The following is a 15,954-nucleotide window of genomic DNA, read 5'->3' as shown; positions in this document are numbered from 1 at the left end:
TCTGTCGCCGGCGTTGAAGACCGCACCGCCGGTCGTCGCCGCTGACCGGCCCTGCCGTCTTCCGCTCTCGGCCTGCTCGGCTCCGTGTCGCTTCGATCCGCCGCCAGCTGCCTCCGACGCGTCCGGCCCGGTCCTGCTTGATCGACTCCATTTACGCGATGTTGCGGTGTTCCCCAGCGACGGGCACCGCAACTTCGCGCACATGGTGCGGATCATCCAGACTCCCGCCGCGTGACGGGATTGGTGGCCGTCGCTATTCGCCGCTGTCGGCCTTGTCCGGCCGCTCATCCGTGCGGGGGCCACCGAAGGCGACCGCGAAGGCGACACCCGATCGCGACGCCGAAGGCCACCCCGCCAGTGTCCCGGAAGATGGCCAGGCCGATGACGAGGCCCAGCAGAAGGCCGCCCGCCCATGCCGTCGACTGCCGCTTGGACATGCCGGAGTTCGTCATGACCCGCGCCTATGTGGATCTCGCCACCCCGCTGCCGGGCCTGCTGGGCGGGCCGCCCGCACCGCTCGCCCAGGTCACTGACCGACGCGGCCGTCGATGCGCTCGCGGAGGAAGTCGGCGTGGCCGTTGTGGCGGGCGTACTCCTCGATCATGTGCACCAGCAGTTCGCGCAGCGAGATTGTCAGGTCATCCCGGCGCCCCTTGACGCCCAGGTCGGCAGCCTCGTCGACGAAACGCTCGGCGTACGCGACCTCCGCGCGCCAGGCCGCCCACGCCTCCTCGACCACCTTCGGATCGGCGACCGCGCCATCGAAGTCGGCGTCGGGCTCCTCCTCGGTGCACCAGATCCGCGGCGCGTCCTCGCCAGCCATGGTGCGGCGGAACCAGCCCCGCTCCACCTCGGCCATGTGCCGGACCAGGCCGAGCAGTGACATCGTCGACGGCGGCACGCTGCGCCGGGCCAGCGCCTCGGCGTCGAGATCGGCGCACTTGAGTTCCAAGGTCAGCCGATGGTCACGCAGGTAGCCGACCAGCAGGCTCCGCTCGTCGTCGAAGCCACCGTCGGAGCGGGGGTCGTCTTCCGGCTTGAGGAACATGTCCGACCAGCCGAAGGAGCGGGTGGGGAGGTCAGCGGGGATGTCGGCGTGAGGGTCCGTCATCTCGCGACCCTGACCCACCTGCGCGCGGGTTGCAAGAGAATTCTGGAGCTACGAGAGGCGCGGTCTCCGCAACCCTCATCAACTGTCCGCGAGCAAGGGATCGGCACCTGCCTCGCCCGCGCGCTGGAGCTCTTCCTCGAACATGACGAAGGTCTTCTGATGGATCCCGCGAATCAGGGCTGTCTCCCCGGGAGTCGGATACCTCCGCTCTCGGGTCAACGTGTCGATAATAGCGCTGACGGTTTCATAGAGTGCGAAGATCGGGCCGCTTCCCCTGAGATAACGCCCCCTTTCGTACTCGGTCAATTCTATGAACTCATTGCGACTCAGGGCCTCCACCTCATCGCCGCCCACCAACAAAATCTTGTCTATCAGCCGGTCCGCCGACTGCCAGCCGCCGGTCTCTCTGACCAACTTCCAAGCGAGCATGCCGCCGTCAGAAGTACCGACGACCTTCACCGGTGTGTCGTAGTAATTGAAGAATGCTGGGAGCTCAAGACCCTCTGCCCGCCTCAACGCCGTCCACTCTCACTTTCGCCCTGGTTCAGTGCCGACCAGAAGGCTTCCCGTTCCCTACAGAGCAAACCGTCCATGATCCGACCTTCTGCGGCTGTCAGCTCGCGGCCCTCAGCCTCGGCAATCGCCTCCAGGTCTCGCCGAACCTCGTAAAGAGGATGCTCCCACACCGCAACATCGTCCATTGCAGCAAGATGCAGGCGCAGTTCGGCGACGTGGCCGTTGGACATCCGCAAGCTGAGCAGTACATCGCGATACCCGCTCGTCAGGGGCTTGATGAAACGATCCTTGATGTTGAGCACCACGACGTCATTGCGCCGGCCCAACGCAGCAAGCGCTGCGTATACGTCTTCCAGGCGCTCAAATTGCACCTTGGCAGCGGCCAGATCCTTCAACTTGGATGCGTCGTTGTCGTACTCGACGAGTTTGTCCAGAACACGGCGATAGCCCTTGCGTTGGCGCCGCCATCCAGGGCGGCCACCCCCAGCCGCCAACGACGAGGCGAGCTGGTTCAACTCGCGCTGCGCCACCTCGGCAGCCTGGTAGAGGCTCGTGAGGTACGCCAGCCGATATTCTTCATCGTGCTGCCTCGACAGATCGAAGTTGGCCTGGTACACCGGTTGCTTACGGGCCTTGATGGCTTCTGAAATCTGCCGCTGCTCAGTAGTGAGTGGCGTCGCTTGTACGGACGACGCAGTTGTGGCGCCAGGTGTCGGCCTCATCGCGGAGATGTCGTCGAGCACTGATCCCAGGACGTCGATGGCCCGCTGATGGGTCGCGAGGTGGTGCAGGGTCAGCGGACGCGCCGTCAGCGAGTTCGCGAGTTCCGGCGTGGCCAGGATAATCCGTGCCAGATTGGGATGCTGCGTGAACTGACTGACCAGCGTCTCGGCGAGCATAGGCTCGCCGTATGGGGGCGTCCGCCACGTTTCGTCGAGCATGCGAGCAACCCGCGGATCGGCGAGCAACCGCGCCACGTCGTAGGCCGCCGCCTGGTCGAGGTGCGGGGCGAGCCGCCTGAGCGTCGGACCGTCGAGCTGGGCGGCCACCTCGGCAGGGGTGAGGCCTGCTTCGAACACCGCGTCGAGATCGGCGCTCGCCACGACGACCTCACGGGCCGGCAGCTCGGCAGTCTGGCGCTCCCGGTACGCCAGTTGACGCGCTCGCCGCAGTTCTTCCGCTTCGCCGGGCGGCTCATCGGCCTCCGGCGGGAGGTCGGGCGCGGCAGGTGGCACGCCGTTCGCCGGAGGACCGTTTCCAGGGGAAGCGGTGCCCGGGCCGTCGAGCAGGTGGAGGCGGTTCAGGTACGGGTCGCCGTACCCGGCCTCGTCCTCCGGCATCGACGGATAGTCGGGCAGATCGGGGAGGACACTGAACTGTCCCCGGGCCAGCCCACCCAGCGGCATCGGCCGGCCGTCACCGCCGAGCACGAGGGCGTCGACGCTGACCACGTTGTCCGGGTCGGCAACGCCCCGGTGGCGGTATAGGGGCTGGTCGTAGACCGCGCCGCTCTGGGGGTCGAGGTAGAGGATGGTGCCGCTCTGGTTGAGGGCGACCCAGGCGTGCGACCCCCCGTTCTCCCACTCGGTGATGAGGAACGCGTAGCTGCCGTGGCCGCCGATCTTCAGCTGGACGCGCAGGTTCTCGAAGCCACGGTCGACCGCGCCGCGCACGGCCGACCTGTCCGTCGCCCCTTCCCGACGGCCCACCAGCCTCTGGAAACGCCCGCCGGTGACCTGCTCCACCCGCCGCGGGCCGTTCTTCTCGCCCATGATCGGACAGCGGATGTCACCCGCGGCGTAGCCGTCGAAGGTACGCGGAGCAGAGACCCGCGGTCGGCCGTGTACCCAGGTCTCGAAAAGCGACAGCGTGCAGTCGAGGCAGTTGATGCCGCGGGTGGGGTCGGCCTGTGGCCCGCCGTCGTTGGCGAGCGCGAACCACCCGCCCCACCGGGGATCGGCGGTACGCACGACGCTGCCGTCGGGGTGGCGGGGCATCTGCCGTTCAAGGTCGGTCTGGTGCAGAGCCAGCGGCGGGCGCAGCCCACCCCACTGCCCGTACCGGCGGGAACGGTCGATTGGCGGCGGGTGGTCGTCGGCACCGGTCAGCGCCGACCGGTCGCTCGTCTCGACCGCACCGAGGGCCAGATCGGCGACGTCGTCGTTGATCCGCTGGAAGTCGGCCGGGTTGTCGATGAAGACCTGGTCCGGCACGACCCTGCCGGCCAGGATGTCATCGGCCAGATCCTGCTCGTCGAACGCGTCACGCTGGTCCTGGTTCGCAAGCCGCTGGAACCAGTCCGCCATTTCGACGCGACCCTCGCGCTGCAACTCGATCGCGCGACGGGCAGACCGGCGTGCCCTTTCCTCGTGGGTTCGAGCCACATCCTTACGGCGGCTGGCCGCGTCGAACCGCCGCTTGTCCTCGTACCTGGCTCGCTGCGACTCGAAGTAGCCCTGGTAGCGGCGTCGCTCCAAGGCTTCCCGCTCGGCCGCCCACTTCGCGGCGTACCACTCGGGCGTCCTCGGGCGCGGCAGTTCGGTGGCCGGTCCCGGTCGAACGGGCGAGGGTTGCGCCTCGGGAAGTGGTGAGGTCGTCGGGGCCAGCGCCTCCAGCGACGGGAACCGGTTCGGGGTGGCGACGTCACCGACCTGCTGCGGCGCCCCGGAGCCCTGCCGAGGCGGCGGTTCCACACCCACCGGGGTGGGCCGCTGCACCGGTAGCGGGGTGACGGCCGGAGGACTGCCGTGCGCGACGGCCACCGGCGGGTGCGCGGACGCAGACCCGTTCGCATTGGCCGGAGGGAGGCTGGTCGCCGCGCTGCCGACCGCCCCGGCGCCGGTCGAGGTAATGGTGCCGGACGAGGTCGCGGTGGCGGACGTCGTCAAGGTCGCGGACATCGGCGCGGTGGCGGACGACGTCACGGTGGCGGGCGACGTAAGCGTGGTGGGCGTCGCCGTGGTGGCGGAGGTGGTCACGGTGCCGGTAGTCACAGGGGCGGACGCCGCCGGGTTGGCAGCCGTCGGCGTGGTGGTGGAGTGAGCCGCGGTGGCAGGCACCTCGCCAACCTGTGGCGAGGGCGGACGTTCGGCCGTAACCGACGAGAGCGTGGGGCTGCTCGACGACTGTCCGTGCCCCGCCTGAGTCGATGCGGCGGCGTCGGCATCCACGGTGACGGCCGCTGACGCCCCGCGACCCGACACCGACCCGGCCTCCCCAGCCGGAACAGTGTCCCCCGGGCTGACCGCCACTGGCTCCCGGTCCGGCTGCGGTGCGGGCGGAGCGGCGTCCGCGAGCGAGGCCCCAAGCGTCGCTCCCATTCCCGAGCCGCCGGACAAGGCCGAAGCGCCCGCCTCGGAAGACGATCCGTCCCGGGGCGAGGGGAGGTCGCCCGCAGCCACCCCCGGCGGCACGAGGGGCAGCTCCATGGGCGGGAGCGGCGCGGCGAGCGCACTCAACTGCCCGTCGACGCGGGCGCGCACCGCCGCGTCGACCTGGCCGGTGGCCGAACCGGTGGCGCCGGAGACGGCCGCCCGCGCGGCGTCCTCGAGCGACATGACGCCCTGGCCGGTGGCCAGGCCCGCGGCGCCCTCGGCGAGGGTCTCGCCGGTCATCTCCCGGCCGAAGTGTTCGACGATCCGCGTGCCGCGACCGTGGGCGTGCCGGCCGAGCCCCGCCAGCGGCGCCACCGCGCCGCCGGCGAGCCCACCGACCGCCGACGCACCCAGGTCGGCCAGGTCCAGGCCGTGGCGACGTCCGGTGGAGTTCTGGTACGCCTGCGTGGCGAGGCTGATCCCGGACTCCTCCGCGGCCTCCTCCAGCCCGCCTCGGGCGGCGCGCTTGCCCAGCCCACGCATGCCGCCCCGGGCCACCTCCTTGGCGGCCCGCTCCCCGGCCTCCTTGAGGCCCCGCTTCAGTTCCTTCTTCGCGAGTTGGGCCAGCAGCCGCTTGAAGATCTGCTGGATCACCAGCCGGCTGGCGGTGGTCGCCGCGCCGACGGCGGGTGACGCCGCGCCGGCGGTCACCACGCTGGCCACGGCGATCGCCAGCAGCTCGACGACGAGGATGCCCAACTCGATCCAGACCTCGAGCTTGGCGCCCTCGATGTCGCAGCCGCACTCCTCGACCAGCCGGCCGAGGTCGCCGCTTATCGCGAGCAGGACGGGCAGGGGCGCCTCGTCGCCTTCGGCAACCCGCCGCCAGGCCGTGTCGAACGCCTCGGCCACCAGGCCGATGCCGCCGTAGCCGCTGCGCACCTCGGCCGCGGCGGCGATCGCGTCGTCGCGCGGCCCGGCGAGCGCCGCAGCGACGCCGTGCCACTGGTCGGCGAGGTCCCAGACCGCGCGTTCGTCCCCCTCCGGCCACTCCACCCCGATGACCCAGTCGAGTGCCTCGTAGACCCAGCCCGGCAGATCCCAGGGGCTGTAGTCGAGCGGGTGCGGGATCGGGCTGGGCAGCAGGCTCACGGCTCGGTCCTCCGCAGGTCAGCGCCGGTAGTCGTGCTGGCCGGACACTCCGTCGAGTCGCCGGCCGCTCGCGGCGTCGGTCTCCACTGTGGCCTCGACGGACGACACGACGTCGACCCCGAGGCCCGCCAACGCCCGGCCGACGCCCTCCCAGGCGCGCAGCAGCGTCTCCTCGTAGCCGCGGTAGCTCTTTTCGAACGCGGCGCCGATGTCGTCGCGACCCCACGGCTGCTGCGCGCTCGCCGCCGCGATGCGACCGCCGACCTGCTCACATCGGGCGCCAACCGCCTCGCCGGCGAGGTGGAGGTCGGTACCGCCGCGCCGGGCCCGGTCCGGGTCGAGCCAGAGCTGCCCCTCAGCCACGCCGTTCCCCTTCGTCCTCAAGCGCCGCGTCGGCCCGGCCGAGCAGCGCGCCGAAGTCGCCGCTGCGGAGGAATTCCACAGAGCCGGAGCCCGCCGGTAGGTAACCGGCAACCAGCTCCTGGGTGGCAGCGACGGCGGCAGCGGTGGCCCGGTGGACCGTCGTGGTGATCTTCCGGCTCAGATCTCTCGGGTCCCGGGCGTGGTAGACGGCCGGACTGAGCTCCACGGCGATCAACTCGCCCCGAGCTCCCACGGTGGCGGTGACCTGACCGTCCTCCGAGCGTTCGGTGATCCGCAGCTCCGCCAGCTTGGTCTGCAGTTCGTCCAAACCGGACCGGAGCCGCCGGTACTGCCCGTACACCTCGTCGAACCGCGCCCGGAGCGCGCGATTGGCCTCCCGGTCCACACTTTCGGCCAACGCCACCCTCCCCCGGTCACGTTCAGTCAGGCGAACCATACCGGGTGCCACGAAGTCGTGGGGGTCCGGTAGTTTTCAGCTCGTGATCGATCGCCAGCAGGCCGAGCAGCTCGCCACGGTGTGGGCCCGCCGCGACTCACAGCGGCTGGGCTACGAGTGCCGTCCGAGGATCGACGAGTTCGACCTGGGGTACGTGATCCGTTCCGTCGTGGCACCCGACGTCGACACCGTGCCGGGTGACCTGCCCACGACGGTGGTGGATAAGGAGACCGGCGAGGTCTCCACCTGGCCGCGGGTGCCGGTCGCCGCCGTCGAGCAGATGTACCGCCGCAGTCGCCCCGCCGACGGCCCGGCGCCGCGCACGGTCGACCCGGCCAGCCAGCTGCTCCGCGAGATCCGGCGCCTGCCGACGCCCGCCACGGTCGCCCACCTCACCGTCGAGGGCCGCACGTACCTCGGCCACGGCGCCAAGGGCGACATCGAGCTGCACCACCACCCGCTGGTCCGCGCGTACCTGGACGATCTGCCGGCCGGGCACCTGGCGCGGGGCGGCGACCGCCACGCGGAGCTGATCGTCGTTTCCGACGTCCTCCACGAGTACGACCACCGCCGCGCCGCCGCGGGCGAGGCTCCGCTGACGATGCGGGAGGCGGAGCTGCTTCTCTTCGAATCCCCGTTCCAGATTTTCCGTGCAAGGGAACCGGGAGACCCGGCCGCCGGTCTGGCGGATCGGGCATGCGATTCCTGCCTGAACTTCCTGGTGCACTTCGCGGTGATCGGGTGGTCGGATCTGGCGTACACCCGGGAGTTGCGACCGGAGACTCGCACCTCACCGGAGCCGGGCCGCTTCCCAGCTGAGGTGGCGAGTGCGCTCGTGGATGGCGGTTGGCGGCCCGGCCGCGGAGACGCAGACATCGCCCGGATCGCGATCCTGGAGACGCAGGAGCGAGTCAGTATGCATCCGGACCTTCCGGCTGCTCAGGAAGCGCTCACGCGGTTTCCGGGCCTGACGTCCGGCCGCCGCGGCCCGGGACGGGAGGTGTGGATCTCCTGGTTCGGCATCGATCCACTCCATGCGGCGCACACCGCCGACACCCTCGCCGACTTCGGTGCCGTCCTCGGCGCGCGACTGTTCCCGATCGGCTCCGAACGGCAGGACAGCATCCTCGCGGTGGACGAGCACGGCCGGATCTTCGCCCTCGATCAGGCCGGCGAGTGGTTCCTCGGCGACGACATCGACGCCGCGCTCACCACGCTCCTGCTCGGCCTGGCCCCGGCCCGGGTCCGCGACGACGGCTCCTGGTGAGCGGCGGTCGTATGCCGCCTGAGCGATATACCTGAGAGGCATAAATATGCCTGACAGGCATACCGCTCAACGAGGTGACCGCCCCCGACGCCGACACGCCCGGCCGGCACCGCGCCACGCCGGCTGACACCGGCTACAGCGCCACCCCGGTCAGCACCATCACCCGCGGCTCGGTGTAGTCCTCCATCGCGCTGCGCAGCCCCTCGCGCCCCACGCCACTCCCCTTCACCCCGCCGTAGGGCATCTGGTCCGCGCGATACGACGGCACGTCCCCGACGATCACCCCGCCGACCTCCAGCACCCGCGCCGCCTCGAACGCCACATCCAGGCGGTGGGTGAACACGCCCGCCTGCAACCCGTACGCGGAATCGTTGACGGCGGCGAACGCGGCGCGATCGTCGGTGACCCGCGCGACCACCAGGACCGGCCCGAAGACCTCCTCGTTGCAGACCTTCGCGTCGGCGGGCACGCCGGAAAGCACGGTCGGCGGGTAGGTGGCACCGTCGCGCCGGCCGCCCACCTCGATGGTGGCGCCGGCGGCGACCGCCTCGTCCACCCACGCCTCCACCCGCTGCGCCGCCTCCTCGGACACCAGCGGCCCGACGTCGGTCAACCCGGAGGCAGGGTCGCCCACCCGCAGTTCCTGCACCGACGCGACCAGCCGGGGCAGGAAGCCGTCGTAGAGCCACTCGTGCACGAAGACCCGCTGCACGGCGATGCACGACTGCCCGGCCTGGTAGTTGGAGAACATCGCGATCCGGTGCGCGGCGAAGGTCAGATCCTCGTCGGCGGCCCAGTCCTCGCAGATCACCGCCGCCGCGTTGCCGCCCAGCTCCAACGTCACGTGCTTCTCCGGCACGGAACGGCGGATCGCCGCGCCCACCGGGCCGGAGCCGGTGAACGACACCACCGGCAGCCGCGGGTCGGCGACCAGCTCGGCGGCCCGCTCGTTGGGCAGCGGCAGCACCGAGAACATGCCCTCGGGCAGCTCGGTCTCGGCCAGGATCTCCCCCAGCAGCAGCGCCGACAGCGGCGTCGCCGGGGCCGGCTTCACGATGATCGGCGCGCCCACCGCGATCGCCGGGGCGACCTTGTGCGCCACCAGGTTCAGCGGGAAGTTGAACGGCGCGATCCCCAGCACGGGGCCACGCGGCACCCGGCGCACCAGGGCGATCCGCCCGGTCGCCGCCGGGTCGGTGTCCAGGCGCTGCAACTCGCCGGAGAAGCGCCGGGCCTCCTCCGCCGCCCAGCGGAACGTCGACACCGCGCGCCCCACCTCGGCCCGCGCCCACTTGACCGGCTTGCCGTTCTCGGCGGTGATCAGCGCCGCGACCTCCTCGGCCCGCTCCGCCAGCCGCCGGGAGACGTGGTCCAGGGCCGCCGCCCGTACGTGCGCGGGCAGGGCCGCGGCCTGCGCCGCCACGCCGGCCGCCGCCGCGACGGCGGCCTCGACCTGGTCGGCCGTGGCGAGCGTGGTACGCCCCACCGTCCGGCCGTCGTACGGGTGGGTGACGGTCAGCTCGCCCTCACCGTGGACGGGGCGACCGGCGACATAGAAGGCTCTCGGCTCCACGTCGGCAGCGTAGACGACGACCGCCCGCACGGAAACAGTCGCCACAGGCCTTGTCTGCCGCGAATTCAGTAGCGAAGATGGCAGCGAGATTCCGAATACCTCCGCGACCAGACTCCCGGCCACCCCTCGGAGACATCCTCATGAGCGACCAGCAGCAGCTGCGCAACTTCGTCAACGGCCAGTACGTCGAACCGGCGGACGGCGGCTACGCCGACCTGATCGACCCGTGCACCGGTGAGGTCTTCGCCCAGGCCCCCGTCTCCGGCGCGGCGGACGTGGACGCGGCGATGAAGGCCGCCGCCACCGCCTTCGAGACCTGGCGGGACACCACCCCCGGCGAGCGGCAGAAGGCGATGCTCAAGCTCGCCGACGCCGTCGAGGCACGCGCCGCCGAGCTGGTCGACGCCGAGGTGCGCAACACCGGCAAGCCGCGCCAGCTCACCGCCGACGAGGAGCTGCCGCCGGCGGTGGACCAGTTCCGCTTCTTCGCCGGCGCCGCCCGGCTGCTCGAAGGCCGCTCGGCCGGCGAGTACATGGCCGGGCACACCTCGTACGTGCGGCGCGAGCCGATCGGCGTCTGCGCCCAGGTGACGCCCTGGAACTACCCGCTGATGATGGCGGTCTGGAAGATCGCCCCGGCCCTCGCCGCCGGCAACACGGTGGTGCTCAAGCCGTCCGACACCACCCCGGTGTCGACGCTGCTGCTGGCCGAGATCGCGTCGGAGTTCTTCCCGCCGGGCGTGTTCAACGTGGTCTGCGGCGACCGGGACACCGGTCGTACCCTCGTCTCGCACCCGACCCCGCAGCTGGTGTCGATCACCGGCTCGACCCGCGCGGGCATGGAGGTCGCCTCCGCCGCCGCGCCGGACCTCAAGCGGACCCACCTGGAGCTGGGCGGCAAGGCCCCGGTGGTGCTCTTCGACGACGCGGACGTCGCGGCGGCGGCCGAGGCGATCGCGGTCGGCGGCTACTTCAACGCCGGCCAGGACTGCACCGCCGCCACCCGGGTGCTCGCCGGCCCCGGCGTGTACGACGACTTCGTGGCGGCGCTGGCCGAGCAGGCCCGCAACACGAAGACCGGCGCGCCGGACGACGAGGACGTGCTCTACGGCCCGCTGAACAACGCCAACCAGCTGGCCCGGGTCAGCGGTTTCGTCGACCGGCTGCCGGACCACGCCAGCGTGGAGACCGGCGGCTCCCGGCTCGGGGAGCGCGGCTACTTCTACGCCCCGACCGTCGTCTCCGGGGTACGGCAGGCCGACGAGATCATCCAGGACGAGGTGTTCGGGCCGGTCATCACCGTGCAGCGCTTCTCCGACGAGGACGAGGCGGTGCGCTGGGCCAACGGCGTCGACTACGGCCTGTCCGCCTCGGTCTGGACCAAGGACCACGGCCGGGCGATGCGGATGACCCGGCGGCTCGACTTCGGCTGCGTCTGGGTGAACACCCACATCCCGTTCGTCTCAGAGATGCCGCACGGCGGCTTCAAGCACTCCGGGCACGGCAAGGACCTCTCGGTCTACAGCCTGGAGGACTACACCCGGATCAAGCACGTCATGCACAACATCGAGGGCTGACCAGTGACGTCGTCAGAGGAACTGCACAAGCGGCGCGGCGCGGCGGTGGCCCGGGGCGTCGGCAGCACCATCTCGTCCTACGTGGATCACGCCGGCGGCGGCACCATCACCGACGTCGAGGGCCGGCAGTGGATCGACTTCGCGGCGGGCATCGCGGTCGCCAACGTGGGCAACTCCGCGCCCCGCGTGGTCGAGGCGGTGAAGGCGCAGGTCGAGCGCTTCACCCACACCTGCTTCATGGTCGCCCCGTACGAGTCGTACGTGGCGGTCTGCGAGCAGCTCAACGCGATCACCCCGGGGGACTTCGAGAAGCGCTCGGCGCTGTTCAACTCCGGCGCCGAGGCGGTGGAGAACGCCGTCAAGATCGCTCGGCACGCGACCGGGCGGCCGGCGGTGGTGGTCTTCGACCACGCGTACCACGGTCGGACCAACCTGACCATGGCGCTGACCGCGAAGAACATGCCGTACAAGCACCGGTTCGGGCCGTTCGCCGGGGAGATCTACCGGGTGCCGATGTCGTACCCGCTGCGCGACGGGGGCCTGTCCGGCGCCGAGGCGGCGGCCCGGGCCATCGAGATGGTGGAGAAGCAGGTCGGCGCGGAGAACGTCGCCGCGCTGCTGATCGAGCCGATCCAGGGCGAGGGCGGTTTCGTCGTACCCGCGGCGGGGTTCCTGCCGGCGCTGCGGGAGTGGGCGACGGCGGCCGGGGTGGTCTTCGTCGCCGACGAGATCCAGACCGGGTTCTGCCGGACGGGGCAGTGGTTCGCCTGCGAGCACGAGGAGGTCGTGCCGGATCTGATCACCCTGGCCAAGGGCATCGCCGGCGGGCTGCCGCTGGCGGCGGTGACCGGCCGGGCGGAGCTGATGGACGCGGTGCACGTCGGCGGCCTCGGCGGCACCTACGGCGGCAACCCGATCGCCTGCGCGGCGGCGCTGGCCAGCATCGAGACCATGCGGGAGCTGGACCTGACCTGCGCGGCGCAGCGGATCGAGACGGTGATGGCGGCGCGGCTGCGCACCATCGCCGAGCGTGACCCGCGCATCGCCGAGGTACGCGGCCGGGGCGCGATGCTCGCCGTGGAGCTGGTGCAGCCGGGCACCCTCGTCCCGGACCCGGCCGCCGCGGCGGCGATCTCGGCGGCCTGCCACGCCGCCGGCCTGCTCACCCTGACCTGCGGTACGTACGGCAACGTGTTGCGCTTCCTCCCGCCGCTGGTCATCTCCGACGACGAGCTGGCCCGGGGTCTGGACATCCTGGACGCCGCCTTCGGCTGAGCCACCGTCTGGCAGAGAGCGCCACGGGTGTCGACGACACCCGTGGCGCTTTTTCGTGTCACAGGTCCACCGGACGCCCGATCCTGTCCTATAGTCCTACTGTCGTAGGACAATGGAAGGGCGACTGGGTGATCGAGTTCGTGCTGGACGGCAGGTCCAAGGTGAACACGTACGTGCAGCTGGTCCAGCAGGTCAAACAGTCCCTGCGGGTGGGCCTGCTGACGCCCGGTGACCAACTGCCGAAGGTCCGCGACGTCGCCCAGTCCCTGGCCATCAACCCGAACACGGTGTTGAAGGCGTACCGGGAGCTGGAAATCGAGGGCCTGGTCGAGGGTCGCCCGGGGGTGGGCACCTTCGTCCGGCGCACGCTCGCCGGCACGTCCCTGCCCAACCAGGCCGAACTGCGCGAGGAGCTGGTGGCGTGGCTGCACCGCGCCCGCGCGGCCGGACTGACCCCCGAGGACGTCACCGCCCTCGTCGAGACCACCATGCGGGCCGCCCTCACCGCTGACACCGAAGGCACGAAGACCGCCCCGGCACGATGAGAGGACACCAGATGGAGATCGCCCTGGAGGCCCAGGGGCTGGGCAAACGCTACGGGAAGACCTGGGCGCTGCGAGACTGCTCGCTGCACCTGCCGGCCGGGCGGATCGCCGCCCTAGTCGGGCCCAACGGCGCCGGCAAGAGCACCCTGCTGCACCTGGCGGTGGGGCTGCTCCGACCCGACGCCGGCGCCGTACGGATCTTCGGCGAGTCGCCGTACGACAACCCGGAGCTGCTGCCCGAGATCGGGTTCGTCGCCCAGGACACCCCGCTCTACCGCGACTTCACCGCCGCCGAGCTGGTAGCCCTCGGCGGCCGGTTGAACCGGCGCTGGGACGGCGCGCTGGCCCGCAACCGGCTGGCCCAGCTCGGCATCCCGCCCAACCTGCGGGTCGGCAAGCTCTCCGGCGGGCAACGCGCGCAGGTCGCACTGGCGCTCGCACTGGCGAAACGGCCCCTACTGCTGCTGCTCGACGAGCCGGTCGCCAGCCTCGACCCGCTGGCCCGACGCGAGTTCCTCCAGTCGCTGATGGGCAGCGTCGCCGAGTCGGAGACCACCGTGCTGCTCTCCTCCCACCTGCTGGCCGACCTCGAACGGGTCTGTGACTACCTGGTGGTGCTGAACGCCGCCCGGGTGCAACTCGTGGGCCCGGTGGACGAGCTGGTCGAGGGGCACCGCCGGCTGGTGGGCCCCCGGCACGACGGCGCGCCGATCCCCGGCGTCACCGCGGTCGTGCGGGCCAGCCACACGGCGCGCCAGTCCACCCTGCTGGTGCGCGCCGACGGCCCCGTCCACGATCCGGACTGGACGGAGCAGGACGTCACCCTGGAGGACCTGATCCTGGCCTATCTCGCCGACGGCGAGACGCCGGCCAGCCACACCGCATGGGAGGTGCCGGCATGATCTGGCTGACCTGGCGCCAGCACCGCCGGCAGGCGCTGTTCACCGGCGCGGGGCTGGTCGTCCTCGCCGCCCTGATGATCCCCACCGGGCTGGCGATGCGCGCGGCGTACGCCGACAAGGGCCTGGCCGAGTGCGTACGGGTGCTGAGCGCCGCAGCGCCGCCCGAGCGGGCCGAACCGTGCCACCGGGCCTTCAACGAGTTCACCAACCAGTTCGATTCGGTGGCCGTGCTGGGGGTGCTGTTCCTCGTCCTGCCCCTGCTCGTGGGCCTGTTCTGGGGTGCCCCGCTGGTGGCCCGCGAGGTCGAGCAGGGCACCCACCGGTTCGTCTGGACCCAGGGCGTCAGCCGCCGCCGGTGGGCGCTGGTGAAGTTCGCGTTCGTCGTCGGGTTCACCGCGGTCGCGGCGGTGGCCTACGGGCTGGGCATGTCCTGGTGGGCCGAGCCGCTGAGCCGGGCCGGGCAGCAGAGCCGCTTCGACGTCTTCTTCTTCGACATGCAGGGCGCCGTCCCGATCGGCTACACGCTCTTCGCGGTCGCGCTGGGCATCTTCGCCGGGGTGTTCTGGCCGCGGATGCTGACCGCGATGACGGTCACCCTCGTCGGGTTCGCCGGTCTGCGGATCGCGCTGACCGTGCTGGCCCGGCCGCACTACCTGCCGCTGCGGACCCGCACCGTCGCGATCGAGGGGACCACCGGCGAGCCGGGCGGGGCGCCCGGCGACTGGATCGTCGACCGGGGCATCCGCAACGCCGCCGGCGAACTGGTGCTGCCCGGCGCCCAGGCCGCCTGCCCCCCGGACGCCACCGGCCCCGGCGGCAAGGCCTGCCGGGCGGTCACCGAGTTCGGCCCCGGCGCCTACAACTGGCAGCTGTACCAGCCGGGGAGCCGGTTCTGGCTGTTCCAGGGCATCGAGACCGGCATCTTCGTCGCCCTGGCCGCGCTCCTGCTCTACCTGGCTCTCCGCCGCATCCGCCGCCTCGCCTGACCCGGCGGTCGGGCTGGGCACATCACCATGGGTGTCACGGCAGGCCCGTGACACCCATGGTGTTGCACTCCGTCGCCGGGCGCCGCCCGACGGACGGGCGGCGGGTCAGCGGAGCAGTTCGACGGTGTTGCGGCGCACCAGGTTTTTGCCGGGCTCCCGGATCGCGTCCATCGCGGCGGCGTTGAGCAGCACGCAACTGCCCGACGGGCCGGTCACCGTCACCGTGACCACCTTGCTGTTGTCCAGGTTGGTCACCCGCAGCCGGGTACCGACCGGGAACTGCCCGCTGGTCGCGGCGGGCGCCCCGCCCTCGGCGGAGAAGGTGATCGCACCGGCGCAGACGCTCGCCGCAGGCGCGCCACCCGGCTGCGCCGGTGGCTGCGTGTTGCCCGGCCGGGTCTGACCGCCCGGCTGGGTCGCTCCCCCGGGCTGCGCGGCGGCACCGTCCAGGCGCTCGACCAGGTTGCGCCGGATCACGTTCTTGCCCGGTTCCCGGACCAGCTCCATCGCAGCCGCGTTCAGCAGCACGCAGCTCCCGGACGGGCCGGTCACCGTCACGGTCGCCGCCCGGTTGTTGTCCAGGTTGGTCACCCGCAGCCGGGTGCCCACCGGGAACCGGTCGCTGGTCGCGGCGGGCGCTCCGCCCTCGGCCGAGAACGTCACCGAGCCCTGGCAGTCGCTCTGCCGGGCGGGGGTGGTGTCGGCGAAGCCGAACCCGGTCCCGACCGCCACCACCGCTGCGGCGACCGCCGCCACCCCTGCCGCCAACACGTGCTTGCGCTGCACCTTTGTCTCCCGTCGTCCGGTGATCTCCGTACGCCGCCTGGTACGGCGTGGGAGCGCTGCGCGGTTCAGCGGTTCTGGCAGGAGAGCTTCCGGAAGGCCGATTTGGTGACGCGGAGACGCCGACGCCGCT

General features: G+C 71.6%; 13 protein-coding genes. 6 read left to right on the top strand and 7 right to left on the bottom strand.

The window, feature by feature from the left end:
- Positions 1-526: 526 nt before the first annotated feature.
- The 5 genes from ACTWM8_RS05160 to ACTWM8_RS05140 all read right to left on the bottom strand — a co-directional run bounded on the left by ACTWM8_RS05160 (position 527) and on the right by ACTWM8_RS05140 (position 6,862).
- Complete coding sequence (locus tag ACTWM8_RS05160; protein ID WP_446212780.1) at positions 527-1,111, bottom strand: DinB family protein; 585 nt, start codon at positions 1,109-1,111, stop codon at positions 527-529.
- 78 nt (positions 1,112-1,189) lie between these two features.
- Positions 1,190-1,570 carry a hypothetical protein gene (locus ACTWM8_RS05155; protein ID WP_446212779.1) on the bottom strand — a complete coding sequence of 127 codons (381 nt, stop codon included), beginning with the start codon at positions 1,568-1,570 and terminating at the stop codon, positions 1,190-1,192.
- Positions 1,571-1,623: 53 nt separating this feature from the next.
- Positions 1,624-6,093, bottom strand: a complete 4,470-nt coding sequence (locus tag ACTWM8_RS05150; protein WP_446212778.1) for a toxin glutamine deamidase domain-containing protein — start codon at positions 6,091-6,093, stop codon at positions 1,624-1,626.
- Positions 6,094-6,111: 18 nt separating this feature from the next.
- A complete protein-coding gene (locus ACTWM8_RS05145) occupies positions 6,112-6,456 on the bottom strand; it encodes a hypothetical protein (protein WP_446212777.1) in 345 nt (114 codons plus the stop codon).
- Positions 6,449-6,862 carry a YbaB/EbfC family nucleoid-associated protein gene (locus ACTWM8_RS05140; RefSeq protein WP_446212776.1) on the bottom strand — a complete coding sequence of 138 codons (414 nt, stop codon included), beginning with the start codon at positions 6,860-6,862 and terminating at the stop codon, positions 6,449-6,451. Before ACTWM8_RS05140 ends, ACTWM8_RS05145 begins: the two co-directional genes overlap by 8 nt.
- Positions 6,863-6,956: 94 nt before the next feature.
- Between ACTWM8_RS05140 and ACTWM8_RS05135 the strand changes: the two genes are divergently transcribed.
- On the top strand, positions 6,957-8,180 hold the full coding sequence (locus ACTWM8_RS05135; RefSeq protein WP_446212775.1) for an SUKH-3 domain-containing protein: 1,224 nt from the start codon (positions 6,957-6,959) through the stop codon (positions 8,178-8,180).
- Between the two features lie 133 nt (positions 8,181-8,313).
- Here ACTWM8_RS05135 and ACTWM8_RS05130 read toward each other — a convergent pair whose 3' ends face one another.
- On the bottom strand, positions 8,314-9,753 hold the full coding sequence (locus tag ACTWM8_RS05130; RefSeq protein WP_446212774.1) for an aldehyde dehydrogenase family protein: 1,440 nt from the start codon (positions 9,751-9,753) through the stop codon (positions 8,314-8,316).
- Between the two features lie 140 nt (positions 9,754-9,893).
- On the opposite strand from ACTWM8_RS05130, the gene ACTWM8_RS05125 reads away from it, so the two are divergent.
- The 5 genes from ACTWM8_RS05125 (at position 9,894) to ACTWM8_RS05105 (ending at position 15,038) form a co-directional block, all read left to right on the top strand.
- Positions 9,894-11,330 (top strand): gamma-aminobutyraldehyde dehydrogenase, encoded by a 1,437-nt coding sequence (locus ACTWM8_RS05125; protein ID WP_446212773.1) that lies wholly within the window; start codon positions 9,894-9,896, stop codon positions 11,328-11,330.
- 3 nt (positions 11,331-11,333) lie between these two features.
- Positions 11,334-12,605, top strand: coding sequence for a 4-aminobutyrate--2-oxoglutarate transaminase (gene gabT, locus ACTWM8_RS05120; RefSeq protein ID WP_088963860.1), 1,272 nt, complete (start codon positions 11,334-11,336; stop codon positions 12,603-12,605).
- A 128-nt stretch (positions 12,606-12,733) separates the two neighbouring features.
- Positions 12,734-13,150, top strand: a complete 417-nt coding sequence (locus tag ACTWM8_RS05115) for a GntR family transcriptional regulator (RefSeq protein WP_210774864.1) — start codon at positions 12,734-12,736, stop codon at positions 13,148-13,150.
- An 11-nt stretch (positions 13,151-13,161) separates the two neighbouring features.
- Positions 13,162-14,052, top strand: coding sequence for an ABC transporter ATP-binding protein (locus ACTWM8_RS05110; RefSeq protein WP_446212772.1), 891 nt, complete (start codon positions 13,162-13,164; stop codon positions 14,050-14,052).
- On the top strand, positions 14,049-15,038 hold the full coding sequence (locus tag ACTWM8_RS05105; protein WP_446212771.1) for a transporter: 990 nt from the start codon (positions 14,049-14,051) through the stop codon (positions 15,036-15,038). The genes ACTWM8_RS05110 and ACTWM8_RS05105 overlap by 4 nt, the downstream gene beginning before the upstream one ends.
- Positions 15,039-15,143: 105 nt before the next feature.
- On the opposite strand, the gene ACTWM8_RS05100 is transcribed toward ACTWM8_RS05105, so the two are convergent.
- Positions 15,144-15,824: a hypothetical protein gene (locus tag ACTWM8_RS05100; RefSeq protein WP_446212770.1), complete on the bottom strand. Its 681-nt coding sequence runs from the start codon at positions 15,822-15,824 to the stop codon at positions 15,144-15,146.
- Between the last annotated feature and the right edge of the window lie 130 nt (positions 15,825-15,954).

The organism is Micromonospora sp. IBSANI012, from assembly GCF_052814045.1.
The sequence above is the reverse complement of the archived record's forward strand: the minus strand, read 5'-3'. Positions and strand labels throughout refer to the sequence as shown.

Coding starts and splice junctions, on each gene's coding strand:
- ACTWM8_RS05160 (WP_446212780.1), bottom strand. CDS start 1,111: ATGACGGACCCTCACGCCGACATCCCCGCTGACCTCCCCACCCGCTCC.
- ACTWM8_RS05125 (WP_446212773.1), top strand. CDS start 9,894: ATGAGCGACCAGCAGCAGCTGCGCAACTTCGTCAACGGCCAGTACGTC.
- ACTWM8_RS05110 (WP_446212772.1), top strand. CDS start 13,162: ATGGAGATCGCCCTGGAGGCCCAGGGGCTGGGCAAACGCTACGGGAAG.
- ACTWM8_RS05105 (WP_446212771.1), top strand. CDS start 14,049: ATGATCTGGCTGACCTGGCGCCAGCACCGCCGGCAGGCGCTGTTCACC.